Origin of the sequence: Craurococcus roseus, from assembly GCF_039523795.1 — a bacterium.
GTDB lineage: Bacteria > Pseudomonadota > Alphaproteobacteria > Acetobacterales > Acetobacteraceae > Craurococcus > Craurococcus roseus.
The window spans coordinates 20,145-35,895 of the sequence record NZ_BAAAFZ010000074.1; the positions used below are offsets into that span (position 1 = coordinate 20,145).

The 15,751-nt window shown below is 74.4% G+C and carries 14 protein-coding genes; 5 read left to right on the top strand and 9 right to left on the bottom strand.

The features are described 5' to 3' along the window. Positions 1 to 164 precede the first annotated feature (164 nt). The gene (locus ABD067_RS21810; RefSeq protein ID WP_343897517.1) at positions 165 to 767 is read left to right on the top strand and encodes a sugar transferase; all 603 of its coding nucleotides are present in this window, start codon (positions 165 to 167) and stop codon (positions 765 to 767) included. Between the two features lie 10 nt (positions 768 to 777). On the opposite strand, the gene ABD067_RS21815 is transcribed toward ABD067_RS21810, so the two are convergent. From ABD067_RS21815 to ABD067_RS21855, 9 genes are all read right to left on the bottom strand, one after another. Further along, positions 778 to 1,449: a CBS domain-containing protein gene (locus ABD067_RS21815; protein ID WP_343897518.1), complete on the bottom strand. Its 672-nt coding sequence runs from the start codon at positions 1,447 to 1,449 to the stop codon at positions 778 to 780. 88 nt (positions 1,450 to 1,537) lie between these two features. Continuing rightward, on the bottom strand, positions 1,538 to 2,584 hold the full coding sequence (locus tag ABD067_RS21820; RefSeq protein ID WP_343897519.1) for an amino acid ABC transporter substrate-binding protein: 1,047 nt from the start codon (positions 2,582 to 2,584) through the stop codon (positions 1,538 to 1,540). Positions 2,585 to 2,640: 56 nt separating this feature from the next. Then, entirely contained in the window at positions 2,641 to 3,909 is a 1,269-nt protein-coding gene (locus tag ABD067_RS21825) for a D-amino acid dehydrogenase (protein ID WP_343897531.1), read from the bottom strand. A 51-nt stretch (positions 3,910 to 3,960) separates the two neighbouring features. After that, positions 3,961 to 4,713 carry an aspartate/glutamate racemase family protein gene (locus ABD067_RS21830; protein ID WP_343897520.1) on the bottom strand — a complete coding sequence of 251 codons (753 nt, stop codon included), beginning with the start codon at positions 4,711 to 4,713 and terminating at the stop codon, positions 3,961 to 3,963. Positions 4,714 to 4,828: 115 nt separating this feature from the next. Then, entirely contained in the window at positions 4,829 to 5,227 is a 399-nt protein-coding gene (locus tag ABD067_RS21835; RefSeq protein ID WP_343897521.1) for a type II toxin-antitoxin system VapC family toxin, read from the bottom strand. Beyond that, positions 5,224 to 5,541 carry an AbrB/MazE/SpoVT family DNA-binding domain-containing protein gene (locus tag ABD067_RS21840; RefSeq protein WP_343897522.1) on the bottom strand — a complete coding sequence of 106 codons (318 nt, stop codon included), beginning with the start codon at positions 5,539 to 5,541 and terminating at the stop codon, positions 5,224 to 5,226. The genes ABD067_RS21835 and ABD067_RS21840 overlap by 4 nt, the downstream gene beginning before the upstream one ends. A 52-nt stretch (positions 5,542 to 5,593) precedes the next feature. Continuing rightward, positions 5,594 to 7,423 carry a translational GTPase TypA gene (typA, locus tag ABD067_RS21845; RefSeq protein ID WP_343897523.1) on the bottom strand — a complete coding sequence of 610 codons (1,830 nt, stop codon included), beginning with the start codon at positions 7,421 to 7,423 and terminating at the stop codon, positions 5,594 to 5,596. A 286-nt stretch (positions 7,424 to 7,709) separates the two neighbouring features. Continuing rightward, the gene (locus ABD067_RS21850) at positions 7,710 to 8,579 is read right to left on the bottom strand and encodes a hypothetical protein (RefSeq protein ID WP_343897524.1); all 870 of its coding nucleotides are present in this window, start codon (positions 8,577 to 8,579) and stop codon (positions 7,710 to 7,712) included. Positions 8,580 to 8,704: 125 nt separating this feature from the next. After that, positions 8,705 to 9,691 (bottom strand): adenosine kinase, encoded by a 987-nt coding sequence (locus ABD067_RS21855; RefSeq protein WP_343897525.1) that lies wholly within the window; start codon positions 9,689 to 9,691, stop codon positions 8,705 to 8,707. Between the two features lie 550 nt (positions 9,692 to 10,241). On the opposite strand from ABD067_RS21855, the gene ABD067_RS21860 reads away from it, so the two are divergent. The 4 genes from ABD067_RS21860 (at position 10,242) to ABD067_RS21875 (ending at position 15,648) form a co-directional block, all read left to right on the top strand. Further along, a complete protein-coding gene (locus ABD067_RS21860) occupies positions 10,242 to 13,625 on the top strand; it encodes an ATP-binding protein (RefSeq protein WP_343897526.1) in 3,384 nt (1,127 codons plus the stop codon). Continuing rightward, positions 13,625 to 14,014 carry a response regulator gene (locus tag ABD067_RS21865; protein WP_343897527.1) on the top strand — a complete coding sequence of 130 codons (390 nt, stop codon included), beginning with the start codon at positions 13,625 to 13,627 and terminating at the stop codon, positions 14,012 to 14,014. The genes ABD067_RS21860 and ABD067_RS21865 overlap by 1 nt, the downstream gene beginning before the upstream one ends. Before the next feature lie 371 nt (positions 14,015 to 14,385). Next, positions 14,386 to 15,408, top strand: coding sequence for a hypothetical protein (locus ABD067_RS21870; RefSeq protein ID WP_343897528.1), 1,023 nt, complete (start codon positions 14,386 to 14,388; stop codon positions 15,406 to 15,408). A gap of 9 nt (positions 15,409 to 15,417) precedes the next feature. Next, positions 15,418 to 15,648 (top strand): hypothetical protein, encoded by a 231-nt coding sequence (locus ABD067_RS21875; protein WP_343897529.1) that lies wholly within the window; start codon positions 15,418 to 15,420, stop codon positions 15,646 to 15,648. Positions 15,649 to 15,751 lie beyond the last annotated feature (103 nt).

Sequence of the window (15,751 nt, forward strand, 5' to 3'; positions counted from 1 at the left end):
GGCCGCGCGCGCGGGGCGGGTGGCGCCGGGGCGCGCGGCGCGGATCGCGGCGCTCACCCTGCCGGTGGCGCTGGGCGTGATGGTCTCGACCGACCTCGGCAACCGCATGGCGTGGTTCGCCCTCGGCCTGCTGCTGTCCCTCGGCGTGGAGGCGCGACGCCGGGATGTATGAGCGCTGGGGCAAGCGCGCGCTCGATGCCGCCGCGGCGGCGCTGCTGCTCGCGCTGCTGGCGCCGGTGATGGCGCTGGTCGCGCTCGCGGTGCTGCTCGCGTCGGGGCGGCCGGTGCTGTTCCGGCAGGCGCGCTCGGGCCGCGGCGGGCGGCCCTTCGTCCTGCTGAAGTTCCGCAGCATGGCGGAGGGGCCGGGCGAGGACGCGGCGCGCTTGGGGCGCTTCGGCCGCGCGCTCCGGGCGAGCGCGCTGGACGAGCTGCCGCAGCTCCTCCACGTGCTGCGCGGCGAGATGAGCCTGGTCGGCCCGCGGCCGCTGCCGCCCGGGTACCTCGCCTTGTACACGGAGCGGCAGGCCAGGCGCCTGCGGGCGCGGCCGGGCTTGGCCGGGTTGGCGCAGGCGGCGGGGCGGAACGCGGTGCCCTGGGCCCGGCGGCTCGCGCTCGACGCGCTCTACGCGGAGCGGCCGGCGCGGTTCGGCGCCGACGCGCTGATCCTGCTGCGCTGCCTCGGCGTGGTGCTGCGCGGCCGCGGCGCCACCGCGCCGGGGCACGCCACCGCGCCGGCCTTCCGGGGCGCCGCCGCGGGGCCGCCCTGACCGCCGCGCGTCAGAAGAGGCGGGCCAGCGTCGGCATCGGCTCCGTCTTGTCCTCGACGCGCTTCACGCCGGGAACCCCCTCCGCCAGCACCTTCAGCCCGCGCCGGACCGCCTCGGAGCGGTGAAAGCCGCAAAGGGCGACCACGCCGTCCCGCACGTCCGGGAAGACCCAGAAGCTGTCCACCCAAGGCTGCTCGCGCATGGCGGCGAGCACGGCGCGGAGGATGGCCGTGTCGTCCGCGAGGGCCTTCTCCTGCGGCTCCGGCGCCAGGACGGCGCGGAGCAGGTCGGCCCGGCTGACCACCCCGACCAGCTTGCCGTCCTTCACCACCGGCACGCGCCGGATGCGGCGCCGCTCCATCAGCTTGGCGATCTCCCCGGCGTCCGCGTCCTCGCCGACAGTGGCGAGATCGGCCGTCATCACGTCGCGGGCGGTCGCGCCGCGCGCCTTGGCGAACCGCTCGGCGAGCTTGCCGGGGTCCTTGAACAAGCCGAAGAACCACGCCACCGGCCCGGGCTTCTCGTCCGCGAGGCGGCGGATCAGGTCGCCCTCGGTGACGACGCCGACCGGGGCGCCGGAGGCGTCCACCACGGGCACGGCCGAGATGCCGCGGGACGCGAGCAAGGCCGCCACGGCCGTCGCCGGCGTTTCGGGCGGCACGACGACCAGGTTGGTCGACATCAGTTCACGCGCCTTCATGGCACCCCCGTTTGAAGCGTGGTTCCGCCCGGGATGTGTGCCGCCGCCGCGGCCGAACCAAGGGGCCGCGTCAACGCATGGCCGGCGCGTAGATGAGGCCGCCCTGGCTCCAAAGCTTGTTCAGGCCGCGGTCGATGCCCATGGGCGTGAGCGTGCGGGCGAAGATCTCGCCGTAGTTGCCGACCTGCCGGATCGCCTCGTAGGCCCAGCGGTCGGACAGGCCGAGCATGGGGCCGAAGCCGCCCGTGGCGCCGAGCAGGCGTTGCGCGTTCGGGTCCGGCGAGCGGAGGCGCTGCCCCACGTTCTCGCTGTTGATGCCCTGCTCCTCCGCCTCGATCAGCGCGAACAGCGTCCAGCGCACGATCTCCAGCCAGCGCTGGTCGCCCTGCGCCACGACGGGGCTGTAGGGCTCCTTGCTCAGCACCTCTGGCAACAGCACGAAGTCGTCCGGGCGCGGCGCGCGGGCGCGGGTGCCGGCGAGCGCCGCGCGGTCCCAGTTGAAGGCGTCGCAGCGGCCGGAGAACAGCGACTGGAAGATCTCTTCCAGGTTCTGCATCACCAGCGGGTTGAGCCGGATGTTGTTGGCGCGGGCGAAGTCGGCCACGATCAGCTCGTTGGTGGTGCCGGTCTGCACGCAGACCGTGGCGCCGTCGAGCTGCTTGGCGTTCTCCAGGCCGGGCTGCCTGCGGGCGAGGAAGCCGGCGCCGTCGTAGTAGGCGACGCCGGCGTACTCCAGGCCGAGCTGGACGTCGCGTTGGAAGGTCCAGGTGGTGTTGCGCGACAGCACGTCGATCTCGCCCGATTGCAGCGCGGTGAAGCGCTGCTGCGCCGAATAGGGCTGGAAGCGCACCTTGGTCGCGTCGCCCAGCACGGCGGCGGCGAGCGCGCGGCAGAACTCCACGTCGAATCCGGTCCAGCGGCCCTGGCTGTCGGGTGTCGAGAAGCCGGGCGTGCCCTGCGAGACGCCGCAGCGGATGTGGTCGCGCGCGCGCACCGCGTCGAAGGTCGGCGAGCCGCCGCCGCGGACGGCGGGTTGCGGCGCGGGCGCCTGCGCGGCGGCGAGGCCGGGCGCCAGCGACAGCAGAGCGGCGGCGATGATGGGGCGCAGGAATCGCATGCCACGGGTCTCCGTTCGATTCCGCAAAGGTGGCACGGCGCGGCCGGGGAAGCCAGTCAGCCGCCGATCCCGTGGCTCGCCGCGTCGAAGCCGTCCAGCGGCACCGGCGGCGCGCGGCCGGCGAGCAGGTCCGCCACGACCCGGCCCGACGCCATGGCCAGCGTGAAGCCGAGCGCGCCCTGGCCGACATCCAGCATCAGGTTCGGCAGGCCCGGCGCCGGGCCGAGGACGGGGGCGCTGGTCGGCGTGGCGGGCCGAAGGCCGGACCAGGGCCCGAGGCGCTCCCACGTCGCGGCGGCGGGGAAGGCCGCGCGCGCTTCCCGCACCAGCAGGTCTAGCCGTGCCGGGTCGATGCGCGCGTCGTGGCCCACCAGATCGGCCATGGCGGCCACACGGAGCACGGGGCCGACGCGGGCGTAGACCACCTTGCGCGCCGCGTCCGTGACGCTGACGCGCGGGGCGGCCGCTTCGTCATCGATCGGCAGGGAAAGGCTGTAGCCCTTGAGCGGGTAAAGCGGCAGGCGGAGGCCGAGCGGCCGCACCAGGAAGGGCGCGGCGGCGCCGGCGGCGAGCACGAAGGCGTCCGCCTCCACCGCGCCCGCCGGCGTCATCGCCGCGCGCACGCGCCCGCCCTGCGCCACGAGCTGCCGCACCGGCGTGCCCCACGCGAAGCGCACCCCGTAGCGGGCGCGCAGCGCGTCCGAGAGGTTGAGGCAGAAGCGCCGGCAATCCGCCGCCTCCTCGCCCGGCGTGTGGATACCGCCGACCAGGCGCGGCGCGATGTTCCGCAGCGCCGGTTCCAGCGCGACGCACCCCGCGGCGTCCAGCGCCTCCTGCACGCTGCCGAGCCCGGCCTGGAACTCCATCAGGCGGCGCGCGGCGGCGAAGGACGCTTCGGAGGAATGCACCACGAGCTTGCCGGCTGGCACGAGGTCGAAATCGAATCCCTCCTCCGCCACCAAGCGCCGCATCAGGTCGCGCGACAGGAAGGACAGGCGGAGCAGGCGGCGCGTCGTCTCCTCCGACCGTTCGGCGGTGCAGGCCGCGAGGAACGCCAGGCCCCAGCGCCATTGCGCCAGATCCAGCCGCGGGCGGAAGCGCAGCGGGCTGTCGGCGCGGAGCAGCCAGCCCGGGATGTTCGGCACCACGCCCGGCCCGGCGAGCGGCGCGACATAGGAGTAGGAGAGCTGGCCGCCGTTGGCGTAGGAGGCCTCCCGCGCCGCTTCCGGGTTGCGCTCCAGCACCGTGACTCGGTGCCCGTCGCGCGCCAGGGCGTAGGCCGCGCACAGGCCGACCACGCCGGCGCCGAGCACCAGGACATCCATCGCCACTCCGTTTCGTTGCGGCCTCAGTGTCGCGCCCGGCCGGGCGCTTGTCTACCGCCGCGGCCGGTGGGCGATCCAGTCGGCGAGCGCGGGGCCGAGGCCGGTGGACTCCTTCGCGTCCGGCCGCCGGTAGCTGCCGCGCGCGGCCTTGCGCGGGCGGAGCGCCACCAGAGCCTCCGCCTGCTTCACCGAGGCGGCGACGCAGTCCACCACCGGCACCGGGATGCGGTCGGCGACGCGCGCGGCCAAGCCGGCGAGCGGCGCGCCGGCCAGCACCACCACGTCCGCGCGGTCCTCCTCCACGGCGCGGCCGGCGAGCTCGACCAGCAACTCCTCTTTCTCCCGCTGCACCGAGCCGATGTCGCGGAACGCGCCGCCGAGCGCCCGCACGCCGGCGCAGCGCCGCTCCAGCCCGTGCCATTCGACGCACTCGCGGTACCAGGGCTCCATGGCCTGCGCGAAGGTCACGATGGCGAAGCGCGCGCCCAGCATGCAGGCGGTGAGCATCCCCGCTTCGGCGAGGCCGATCACCGGGATCGGGAACAGCTCGCGCGCCCCGCCGAGCGCCGGATCGGCGAAGGCCGCGATCACCGCGGCGTCCACGCCGGCGTGGGCGGAGGCCAGCGTCTCCAGCGCGACCGCGCCGCCGATCACGGCTTCGGCGCGGTTGGCGATGTAGGGCACGCCGCGCGGCGCGGTGGTCGGCACGATCTCCGTGCCGGGCGCGGCGGCGGCGCGGGCCGCGGCGGCGATCAGATCCGTCACCGACTGCGAGGTGTTCGGGTTCAGCATGAGCAGGCGCATGGGCGGGATCCCTGAATGTCCGCACGGCAGAAGGGCGGCGTCCGAGCCTTGCCGACGCGACCCTCTGCGACCACGCAAGTTGCGATGGTGACCCGAATCCCCAAGACGGGGGTGCTCAGCGGATCAGCCGCACCTCAACGCCCAGGTCGAGCGATGCCCAGGGCCGGTCCGCGGTCAGCACCGGCAGCCCGCGTAGCCGCCCAAGCATGAGGCAGGCACGGTCGCCGAAGGCGATGCCTCGGTTCCGCAACAGCGGTTCGAGCGATCCCACCAACTCCGCCTGCCGCTCATTGAAGGCGACCACCTCCAACTCGAGCGAGAGGATGTCGTCCCGCGCCTCACGCGGCGCCAAACCCCGGCGGCGATGCAGGATGCCGATCGCTTCGGCCAAGTTCACGGCGGAGAGCAGGATCGGCACGCTGGACGCAAAAGCCTCCAGCACGACGTCTCCGCCCGGCTCCTGCAACAAGGGGGCGAGCAATGCCGAGGTGTCGAGCACAAGGCCGTCACTCACTCCGCAGCGTGTCCGCGCCGCCTTCCCTCTTCCCACGCCCGTTCGGCCGCTTCCTCGCGGGCCGCTTCGGCGCGCCGGTCGGCGATCAGCTCGTCGAGCACGGACGGCTCGCCGCCGGCCGGCTTCGCATCGGCGAGCTTGCGTTGCAATCGGCGCAGCGCGGCCAAGCGGGACGGCCCGGTCGAGCCGCGCAACGCGCCGTCCACGACCATCAGGCGCAACTCGCCGCCATCCGGGATGCCGAGAGCTTCCAGTGTTTCCTTCGGGACGACCAGCGCGCCGTTGGCGTCCACCTTCACCGTGACCGCGCCCATGATGCCGAGCCTCCTGCCCCTCCGGACCATAGCCCAGCGGCAGGCGTTCCCGCTACGCCGCCTCGCTCTCCGCCCGGCGGGCGTGGCGCTTGCGCTCGTGCGGGTCGAGGTGGCGCTTGCGGAGGCGGATCGCGGAGGGCGTCACCTCCACCAGCTCGTCCTCCTCGATGTAGGCGATGGCCTGCTCCAGCCCCATCCGCCGCGGCGGGGTCAGCAACAGCGCCTCGTCCTTGCCGGCGGCGCGGATGTTGGTGAGCTTCTTCTCCTTGATCGGGTTCACGTCCAGGTCGTTCTCCCTGGAGTGCTCGCCGAGGATCAGGCCGACATAGACCTTCGCGCCGGGGTCCACGAACAGCGCGCCGCGCTCCTGGAGCGCGAACAGCGCGTACTGCACCGCCTCGCCGTCGGAGTTCGAGATCAGGCTGCCGTTGCGGCGGCCTTCGATGGGGCCGGCCCAGGGGCGGTAGCCCAGGAACAAGCGGTTCATGATGCCGGTGCCCCGGGTGTCGGTCAGGAACTCGCCGTGGTAGCCGATGAGGCCGCGCGAGGGGATGTGGAAGGCCAGGCGCACCTTGCCGCCGCCCGACGGCCGCATGTCCTGCATCATGCCCTTGCGCTGCGCCATCTTCTCGACGACGACGCCGGAATGTCCCTCGTCGACGTCGATCAGGACCTCCTCGAAGGGCTCCTCGCGCTCGCCCGTCTCCTCGTTCTCGCGCGTCAGCACGCGCGGGCGCCCGATGGTCAGCTCGAAGCCCTCGCGGCGCATCTGCTCGATCAGCACGCCGAGTTGCAACTCGCCGCGGCCGGCGACCTCGAAGGAGTCCGCCTCCTCCGAGTCCTTCACGCGGATGGCGACGTTGCCCTCGGCCTCCTTGAACAGCCGGTCGCGGATCTGGCGCGACGTGACCTTTTTGCCCTCGCGGCCGCCGAGCGGGCCGTCGTTGATGCGGAAGGTCATGGACAGCGTCGGCGGGTCCACCGGAATGGCTTCCAACGGCGCGTCCACCTCGGGCGCGCAGACCGTGTCCGGGATGGTGCCCGCTTCCAGGCCCGCGATGGCGATGATGTCGCCGGCCTCGACGGTCTCCGCCGGCACCCGCTCCAGGCCGCGGAAGGAGAGCAGCTTGGTAAGGCGGCCGGTCTCGGCCACGGAGCCGTCGGCGCGGAGGATCTTCAGCGGCATGTTGACGCGCGCCACGCCTTGCTCGACGCGGCCGGTCAGGATGCGGCCGAGGAAGTTGTCGGCCTCCAGGATGCTCGCCGTCATGGCGAAGGGCTTGGTGGCGTCCTTGCCGGGCGCGGGGACATGGCGGAGCACCAGGTCGAACAGCGCCGAGAGGTCCTGCTTCGGGCCTTCCATGCTGTCGTCGGCCCAGCCCTGGCGCCCTGAGGCGTATAGGATCGGGAAGTCGAGCTGCTCGTCGTCGGCGCCCAGCGCCGCGAAGAGGTCGAACACCTCGTTCAGCACCTCGTCCGGCCGGGCGTCCGAGCGGTCCACCTTGTTGATGACCACGATCGGGCGGATGCCGCGGGCCAGCGCCTTGCCGACCACGAACTTGGTTTGCGGCAGCGGCCCCTCGGCGGCGTCCACCAGCACGATGGCGCCGTCCACCATGGACAGGATGCGCTCCACCTCGCCGCCGAAGTCGGCGTGGCCGGGGGTGTCCACGATGTTGATCTTGGTGCCCTGCCACTCGACGGCGGTGCACTTGGCGAGGATGGTGATGCCGCGCTCGCGCTCCAGGTCGTTGCGGTCCATGGCGCGCTCGGCGACCTGCTGGTTGGCGCGGAAGGCGCCGGCCTGCTTCAGCAGGTTGTCCACGAGCGTGGTCTTGCCGTGGTCGACGTGGGCGATGATGGCGACGTTGCGGAGGTCCATGGGGGGTGACGCTTCCCTGTGCGGACGCGCGCCACCACCGGACCGGGGGCCGGGGAGCGGGCGAAACGGCTGGTGGTGGTATTGCGGCGCGATACATAAGGCGCCGGGGGGCCGAAAGCGAGCTTTTCGCGCCCCCGCCAGGCCCGGAAGCCGCGGCCGCAACGAACCGCCGCCGGGCGAGCGCCCTCGACCCGTTTCGGCCTGGCTGTGGTCAGGCAGAAGCGGGCTGGTGCCTGCTGTGCCGGCGCTTCACGCCTTGGGCGTTTCCACTCAGGGCGATGGCGGGCTAGCGGAGGGTGCCGCCGACCCCCGATCCGCCGATGCCCGACGAGCCGGGCGCGCGGCTGGTGTCGCTCGGCGGGGCGCCGCCGATGCGGGCCGGTTCGCCGCCGATGATGCTGGAACTGCTCTGGCCGGACGGCGGCAGGGTTTGCAGACCGGTGCCCGGCGGCGGCGCGAGGGTGGGCGGGGAGCCCAAGGGTTGGGCCGGCGAGCCTTGGGGCGACGCACCGGGGGTGGCGCCGCTGCCGCGGGCGCCGGACCAGCCGGGGATGGTGTCGCCAGGGGGCAGGCCGGTGGGCGCGCGTTGGCCCCGTGCGGCGCCGGTGCCTGTGCCGGTGGTGCCGGGCGACTGCGCGAGGACGACGCCTTCGGCCCGGCTGACGCTGGTGCCGCCCGTGCCGCGGTCCCAGACGACCGCGCGGCCGGTGCCGGCGGGGAGGGTGCCCATGCCGGTGTTCACGGCGCCCGGGCCGCCGCCTTGGGCGCCCCGGCGGTCGCCGCCAGCCTCGTCGCCCGTGGCCGTTCCGTCGCGGGCGGTTGCGATCGCCATGTTGGTGTGGCGCATCGCCTCGGCGCGGTCGCGGTTCATGAGGGCACGGCGCGCTTCCGAGGCGTGGAAGGCCGGTTCGCCCCGGCCGGGCTTCGTGGGCTCCACGCCGGTGAGGAGGCGGGTTTCGGCCCGCTCCAGGAAATCGCTCGCCTGCGCCGTTTGCCCGCCGCGCAGGGCCGCCTGAGCGCGGCGCAGCATTTCGGCAGGGCCGGCGGCGTCCGCCTCCGGGGCGCCGGCGCGCTGGGCCGAGGCCGGGGTCGCGGCGGCGAGCAGCGCCATGCCGAGGGCGGCGCCGGCGGCCGGGAGCAAGTGGGTGCGCTTCATGGGGACGTCTCCGCTGCTGTGCAGGTCGGCCAGTGTCTCCGCCGGGCGGAGGGATGGCGGACGGGCGCCGCCTCGCGACGGAGCAACACGGTCCGCGCGGCCCGGTTCCGGCGCGCGGCCGGCCATCAGGCCCCGGCGCCGAGCAGGCGCTTGAGGTCGCTCTGCGGCCGGGCGCCGAAGTGGCCGATCACCTCGGCGGCGGCGACGGAGCCCCAGCGGCCGCATTCGGACAAATCCAGCCCGCGCGCCAGGGCGGCCAGCACGCCGGCGGCGTAGGCGTCGCCGGCGCCGGTGGTGTCCACCACCTTGGCCGGGGCAGCGGCGACCTCGTGCCGCTCGCCGTCGGCGAGGAGGACGCTGCCGCGCTCGCTGCGGGTGAGGGCCGCCAAGGCCACGTCGGACGAGGCGCGCCGGGCCGCTTCCTCGAAGCTCTCCGCCCCGTAGAGGGCGAGGGCCTCGGCCTCGTTGGCGAAGAGGATGTCCACCTCCTCATGGACGAGGCGGCGGAAGGCGTCGCGGTGGCGGTGGACGCAGAAGGGGTCGGACAGGGTGAGCGCGACGCGGCGGCCGGCCTCGTGTGCGGCGCGGGCGGCGGCGCGGAAGGCGGCCTGCGCCGCCGGCGGGTCGAACAGGTAGCCTTCGAGGTAGAGGATGCGGGCGCCCGCCACCTCGGCCGGGTCCACGTCGGCTTCTCCGAAGCGGACGGCGGCGCCGAGGAAGGTGTTCATGGTGCGCTGCCCGTCCGGCGTGACCAGGATCAGGCACCGGGCGGTGGGCTCGCCGCCCTCCAGCGGCGCGGTCGGGAAGCGGACGCCGGCGGCGCGGATGTCGTGGGCGAAGACCCGGCCCAGCGGGTCCGCCGCCACCTTGCCGAGGTAGCCGACCCGGGCGCCGAGCGCCGCCGCCACCGCGCAGGTGTTGGCGGCCGAGCCGCCGGAGCTTTCGACGCCCGGCCCCATGGCGGCGTAGAGCGCCTCCGCTTCCCCGGCGTCGATCAGCCGCATGGCGCCCTTGTCCAAGCCGCGCTTCGCCAGGAAATCGTCTTCCGCGCGGGCCTGCACGTCCACGATGGCGTTGCCGATGCCGAGGATGTCTAGGGTGGCGTCGCTCATGGGGCGCGGGGGGCCTTTCGGGTGCGGGGTGGTCCGGGAGGGGCGGGTTTGGCAGACTCCGGGCCGGAGGGCGAGGGCGCGAGGCTTCCTTGCCGGGGTTCGGCGGTGCGTTTCGGACAAGTGCCGGCGGCGGAGGGGACGCGGTTGCACGCATGGCGAGCACGGGCCCTGACCGGGAGCAGCGGTCCCGGACCGGAACCGGCATGTGCGCCCGCCGTGCCGAGGGCCGGAAATCGCCGCGGATCGTTGCGGGATCCGCAACGAAAGCGCCGGTTGGCCCGAGCTGCCAAAATGCGTATTGCAGGTTGCAACCCGGTAGGGGATTTGAGGTTCTAGGGTGGGCATCGGACGCGCGAAGCGGTGGCGTCGCGGCTCGGTCCGGGCTTCTCGCCCAGGTGCGCCGTCGCGCGGTCGAAGAAGACAGGACTTTGACGAACTTGATCGAAACGATGATCAAGCAGCGCGTCGGTGCCGCTGCCCCGTCTGAGCAGAACATGGATGCGTCGGGCCGGGAGTCGGCAGGGGCGGGGGCAGGGACGGGAGGCGCCCCTTGAGCGCGTTCCCTCCCCTTGTCGCGCAGACCCCCGGAAGCGGCGTCGCCGACGATGCGCGTCCCCCGCCGTCGCGCGGGGACATGGGCTTCCTCACCGGCGGCGGTGGGCTCGGGGGGCTCATCCGGGCCAAGGACTGGTCGGCCACGCCGATCGGACCGCCCGGAATCTGGCCGCAGAGCCTGCGCACGGCCGTCAGCCTGTGCCTCGCCTCCAACTTCCCGATCAACATCATCTGGGGGCCGGGGCACACCCAGATCTACAACGACGGATACCGCGGTTGCTGCGGCGACGCGCACCCGCGGGCGCTCGGCGAGGACTACAGCGTCACCTGGGCGAGCGCCTGGCCGGTGATCGGAGAGTCGTTCGAGCGGGCCTTGGCGGGCGAGACGGTGTTCCTCGAGAACCAGCGGATGTTCCTCCCCCGCTTGAACGGCGCCCTCAAGGAGGCCTTCTTCACCTTCTCCCACTCGCCGATCCGCGACGAGTCGGGCGGCATCGGCGGCCTGTTCCACCCGGTCACCGAGACCACGGCCACCATGCTCTCGGAGCGCCGCACCCGCGCCCTCCGCGACCTCAGCGCCGGCCTGGGCGCCGCGGTCGGCGCCGAGGACGTGGCCCGGATGACGGTCGAGATCCTGTCCAATTTCGGGTTCGACCTCCCCTTCCTGCTGTACTACGCGCTCGACGAGGCGGCCGGGACGTACCGCCTCGCCGCCCACCACGGCGCCCCGCCGGGCGGCCCGGTGTCGCCGCTCCGCCTCGATCCTGGCGCGGCCGACCCGTGGCCGCTCGCCGACGCGACGCGCGCCAAGCGGGTCGTCGAGGCCGGCGGTTTGCGGGCGGCCCTGCGGGGCGAGCCCTGCGGACCCTACGAGGAGCCGCCGGACCGGGCCTTCGTCCTCCCGATCGACGTGCCCAGCGCCGAACGGCTCCCCGCCTTGCTGGTCGCCGGCGTTTCGCCGCGGCTGCCGCTGACCGACGCCTACCGCAGCTTCTACGACCTCCTCGGCGTCACGGTCGCGGGCGCGCTCGCCACCGTGCGCGCCCGCGAGGACGAGCGCCGGCGCGCCGAGGCGCTGGCCGAGATCGACCGCGCCAAGACCCTGTTCTTCTCCAACGTCAGCCACGAGTTCCGCACGCCGCTCACCCTGATGCTCGGGCCGATCGAGGACGCGCTCGCGGAGGCGGGCGGGCTGCCGGCGGAGCAGCGCGGGCGGCTGGAGGTCGCGCACCGCGGCGCGCTGCGCCTGCTCAAGCTGGTGAACTCGCTGCTCGACTTCTCCCGCATCGAGGCCGGCCGCGCGCAGGCGAGCTTCGAGCCCGTGGACCTGGCGGAGCTCACCGCCGGGCTGGCCAGCAACTTCCGCTCGGCCTGCGAACGGGCGGGGCTGGACCTCGCCGTGGACTGCCCGCCGCTCCGGGCGCCGGTCCACGTCGATCGGGACATGTGGGAGAAGGTCGTCCTCAACCTGATCTCGAACGCCTTCAAGTTCACCCTGGAGGGCGGGATCGCCGTCGCGCTCCGCGACGCCGGCGCCGAGGCGGAGCTCGCGGTGCGGGACACGGGCGTGGGCATCCCCGCCGGCGATCTGCCGCGCGTCTTCGAGCGCTTCCACCGCGTCGAAGGGCAGCGCGGGCGCACCCACGAGGGGTCCGGCATCGGCCTCGCCCTCGTGGACGAACTGGTGCGGCTGCACGGCGGCAGGATCGGCGTTTCCAGCGCCCCGGGGCGGGGCACGGAGTTCCGCGTCGCCGTCCCGTTCGGGACCGCCCACCTGCCGCCGGACCGCGTCCGGGGCGCGCGCGGCCCGGCGTCCACGGCGGTGCGGGCCAGCGCCTACGTCGAGGAGGCGCTCCGCTGGGTGCCGGACCAAGCCGCCCAGCGACCGGAGGAGTCCGGGCAGGGCGGGGCGGACGTGGCGGCGCCCGTCGAGGGCAGGCCGCGCGTCGTCCTCGCCGACGACAACGCCGACATGCGGGCCTACGTGGCGCAGATACTGGAGCGGGGCGGCTACGAGGTGGAGGCCGTCGGGGACGGCGGGGCGGCGCTCGCCGCGGCGCGGCGCGGGGCGCCGCCCGATCTTGTGCTGACCGACGTGATGATGCCGGGCGTCGACGGCTTCGCGCTGCTGCGCGGGCTGCGCGCCGACCCCGCCACCAAAGGACTCCCCGTCGTCCTGCTCTCCGCGCGCGCCGGGGAGGAGGCGCGCGTCGAGGGGCTGGCGGCCGGCGCCGACGACTACCTCGTCAAGCCGTTCAGCGCCCGGGAGCTGCGGGCCCGCGTCGACGGCGCCGTCGGCTTGGCGCGGCAGCGCCGCGAGGCGGCCGCGCGGGAGCGGGACCTGCGCGCGGAGATCGCCACGCAGCGGGGCCGGGCCGCCCTGCGCGAAAGCGAGCGGCGCCTGGCCTTCGCCCTGGAGGCGGGACGCCTGGGCAGTTGGGAGCTCGACCTCGCGGCCCAGCGGCTCGTGGCCTCGGACACCTGCCGCGAGAACCTCGGCCTGGACGCGGCGGAGCCGCTGGAGACCTACGACGACCTGCTCCGCCGCATCCACCCCGACGACCTGGAGCGGCAGCGGGCCGCGGTGGCCCGGGCGGTCGAGGCGCGCTCCATCCTCGACATCGAGTACAGGGTCATGCGGCGGGACGGGCGCAGCGGCTGGGTGCAGGTCCGTGGCCGTGCGGAGTACGCCGAGGACGGGCGGGCCCTGCGCATGCTGGGCGTCTCCCTCGACGTGACCGACCGCAAGCGCGCGGAGGAGCGCAAGGCGCTGCTGCTCGACGAGCTCAACCACCGGGTCAAGAACACCCTGGCGACGGTGCAGTCCATCGCCATGCAGACCCAGCGGAACGCGAAGACGCCGGCCGCCTTCGGCGAAGACCTCACCGCCCGCATCGCGGCGCTCTCCCGCGCCCACGACCTCCTCACCCAGGCTTCCTGGGACGGCGCCTCGCTGGGCGAGGTCGTCGGGCAGACGCTGGACCTCTACGCGACGGGCGCGTGCGGTGACCGCCGGGTCACCGCCGAAGGGCCGGTCATCAGCCTCAACCCGAATGCGGCGGTGACGCTCAACATGGCCTTCCACGAGCTGGCGACCAACGCGGCAAAATACGGGGCCTTGTCGATCCAGGGCGGGCGCGTCGAGGTCAGGTGGCGGATAGACCGCGGCGACGCCGGGCCCGCCGCGTTGGAGATCGTCTGGTCCGAAACCGGGGGGCCGCCTGTGCAACGGCCGGGCCGGCGCGGCTTCGGCTCGCGGCTGATCGAACGCGGGCTGCCCGGGGAACTCGGCGGCGAGGCCAGCCTCGAATACCCGCCCGAGGGCGTGCGCTGCCGGATGCGCCTGCCCGTCTCGGCCAAGATCGCGCTTACGGCGTGATGCCGCCCTCCATTTCGCTGCGTGGGCTGCGCCTGCTGGTCGTGGAGGACGAGGCCATGGTCGCCATGCTGGTCGAGGACATGCTGACCGACCTCGGCTGCGTCGTGGTCGGCATCGCCGGGACCGTGGCGAACGGGCTCGCCGTGGTCGGCGCGGGGGACGTCGCGCTCGACGGCGCCGTGCTCGACGTCAACATCGGGGGCGAGAAGGTCTTCCCGGTCGCCGACGCCCTCGCCGCGCGGGGCGTGCCGTTCCTCTTCGCGACGGGCTACGGCGCCGCCGGCGTCGCGGACCGGTACGCCGACAAGCGCGTCATCGCCAAGCCGTTCCAGTCCCGGGTGCTGGAGGACGCCTTGGCGGCGACGTTCGCGCGGACGACCCGGGGGTGACAGGAGACGCCACGGCGGAGCGCCCGCGCGCGACCGGGCGGGAAGCGGAGCCCGAGGCTGGCTCGCCACCGCCGGGGCGCCGGACGCCATGCTCCGGCGCGCCATCGCCGCGCCCGAGGCGAGCGGGGCGGCGGTCGCCAAAGCCGCAATGGGCGTCGGCCAAGCCGATGGGACGCGACTCCGCTCCGCACCGACCCCTGGGTGCGGAGCGGTGTCGCGGCTGAGGGGGCCGAGCCTCCTTCAGCACAGTCCGTCCGAGGCGGCGGTTCGTCCCTGGCGTGGGCGCAACCGAAGGCCGGGTTCCGCGACGCGCCCTGGAAGTTTCGCCCAGCCTGCCCTTCTGGTTTGGGCGACCGATAGGGGAGATGGGCATGGAACTAGGCAGCGTCCGGGCGCTCAAGGCGGAGGTCGAGGAGAGGGTGGTGCGGCCCTTCGTGGCGGAGGCGCTCGCTTCGGGGCGCATCGGCATGGCCGCGCGCTCGCTGTCCACGGCCACGCGGCGCCAGCCCGGCATCGCCCTCGGCGTGACCCGGGGCAGGGGCAAGGGCGACTTCCGCCTGGCCATCCGCGTCCAGCGCCCGGCGCTGATCGGCCCGGAGCTGGTCGGGCGCATCGCCGAGATGGCCAGAGGCGAGCACGACCTCCGCGTGATCGGCCGCGTCCGCAAGCGCGCGGCCGCCCCGAAGCCCTGGCACCAGTCGCGCCAGCGGCCGTTGCTGCTCGGGTCGAGCATCGGCCACGTGGATGTGACCGCAGGGACCTTGGGCGCCGTGGCGTGGCACCGGCGCACCGACCAAGCGGTGGTCCTCAGCAACAACCACGTGCTGGCGAACGAGGACCGGGGCGAGGCGGGCGACCCCATCCTGCAGCCCGGCGCCGCCGACGGCGGCAGGCGGCCGGGCGCCGTGATCGGCCGCCTGCTGGCCGCGGTGCCGCTGCGGCGGAACGGCGGGAACCGCGTGGACGCCGCCATCGGCGAGTTGGACGAACGCATCCGCTTCGACGCGCTCACGCTCACCGGCCTCGGCGCGCTCGACGGGGTCCGCGCCGAGCCGCTGCTGCCGGGCGACCGGGTGGCGAAGGTGGGGCGCACCACCGGGCTGACCCGCGGCCGGGTGTCGGCGGTCGAGGTGGACGGCGTGGTGGTCGGGTTCGAGACCGGGGACCTGTCCTTCGACGGGCAGATCGAGGTGGAGGGCGTGGGCGGGCCCTTCAGCGCCGGCGGCGACAGCGGCTCCCTGGTCGTCGATTCCGACCTCCGCGCCTGCGGCCTCTTGTTCGCGGGCAGCGACCGGGGCGGGTCGGGCGGCCTCGGGCTGACCTTCCTCAACGAGATCGCCCCCGTGCTGCGGGGGCTCGGCCTGTCCCTGGATTTGGCGCCCGCAATGGCTTAACTCAGCGTCATGGACGCGACCATCGAGCAGGCGCGCGACGCGAAGCCGCAGGCCGTCAGGGCCGCGAGCGAGCACGCCCGGGTCGCGGGCGCGGGGCTCGCGCGGGTCGGCGCGTCCTTCGCCGTGAAGGTCAACCTCTGCGACTCGCCGCTCCACCCGGACAAGCTGCCGCGGGAGGTCGCCGGCGTGCCGATCGTGTACGAGGTGGTCGGCCGGGTGGTGCCGAGGGCCGCCGAGTAAGGTCCGGCCGTCGCCGCTGGAGCGCTGGGGTTTGCCATGAACGTCGAACGCGAGTCGTCCGTCGCCCGCCAGTTCGAGGCCGCCGCGCGCCGGGCGCGCGGCG

Coding starts and splice junctions, on each gene's coding strand:
- ABD067_RS21840 (WP_343897522.1), bottom strand. CDS start 5,541: ATGGGCGCGGTCACGGTGAAGGTGGACGCCAACGGCGCGCTGGTCGTC.
- ABD067_RS21875 (WP_343897529.1), top strand. CDS start 15,418: ATGGACGCGACCATCGAGCAGGCGCGCGACGCGAAGCCGCAGGCCGTC.
- ABD067_RS21815 (WP_343897518.1), bottom strand. CDS start 1,449: ATGTCGACCAACCTGGTCGTCGTGCCGCCCGAAACGCCGGCGACGGCC.
- ABD067_RS21870 (WP_343897528.1), top strand. CDS start 14,386: ATGGAACTAGGCAGCGTCCGGGCGCTCAAGGCGGAGGTCGAGGAGAGG.
- ABD067_RS21830 (WP_343897520.1), bottom strand. CDS start 4,713: ATGCGCCTGCTCATGCTGAACCCGAACACCTCGCAGTCGGTGACGGAT.
- ABD067_RS21825 (WP_343897531.1), bottom strand. CDS start 3,909: ATGGATGTCCTGGTGCTCGGCGCCGGCGTGGTCGGCCTGTGCGCGGCC.
- ABD067_RS21865 (WP_343897527.1), top strand. CDS start 13,625: ATGCCGCCCTCCATTTCGCTGCGTGGGCTGCGCCTGCTGGTCGTGGAG.
- typA (WP_343897523.1), bottom strand. CDS start 7,423: ATGGACCTCCGCAACGTCGCCATCATCGCCCACGTCGACCACGGCAAG.
- ABD067_RS21850 (WP_343897524.1), bottom strand. CDS start 8,579: ATGAAGCGCACCCACTTGCTCCCGGCCGCCGGCGCCGCCCTCGGCATG.
- ABD067_RS21820 (WP_343897519.1), bottom strand. CDS start 2,584: ATGCGATTCCTGCGCCCCATCATCGCCGCCGCTCTGCTGTCGCTGGCG.
- ABD067_RS21855 (WP_343897525.1), bottom strand. CDS start 9,691: ATGAGCGACGCCACCCTAGACATCCTCGGCATCGGCAACGCCATCGTG.
- ABD067_RS21810 (WP_343897517.1), top strand. CDS start 165: ATGTATGAGCGCTGGGGCAAGCGCGCGCTCGATGCCGCCGCGGCGGCG.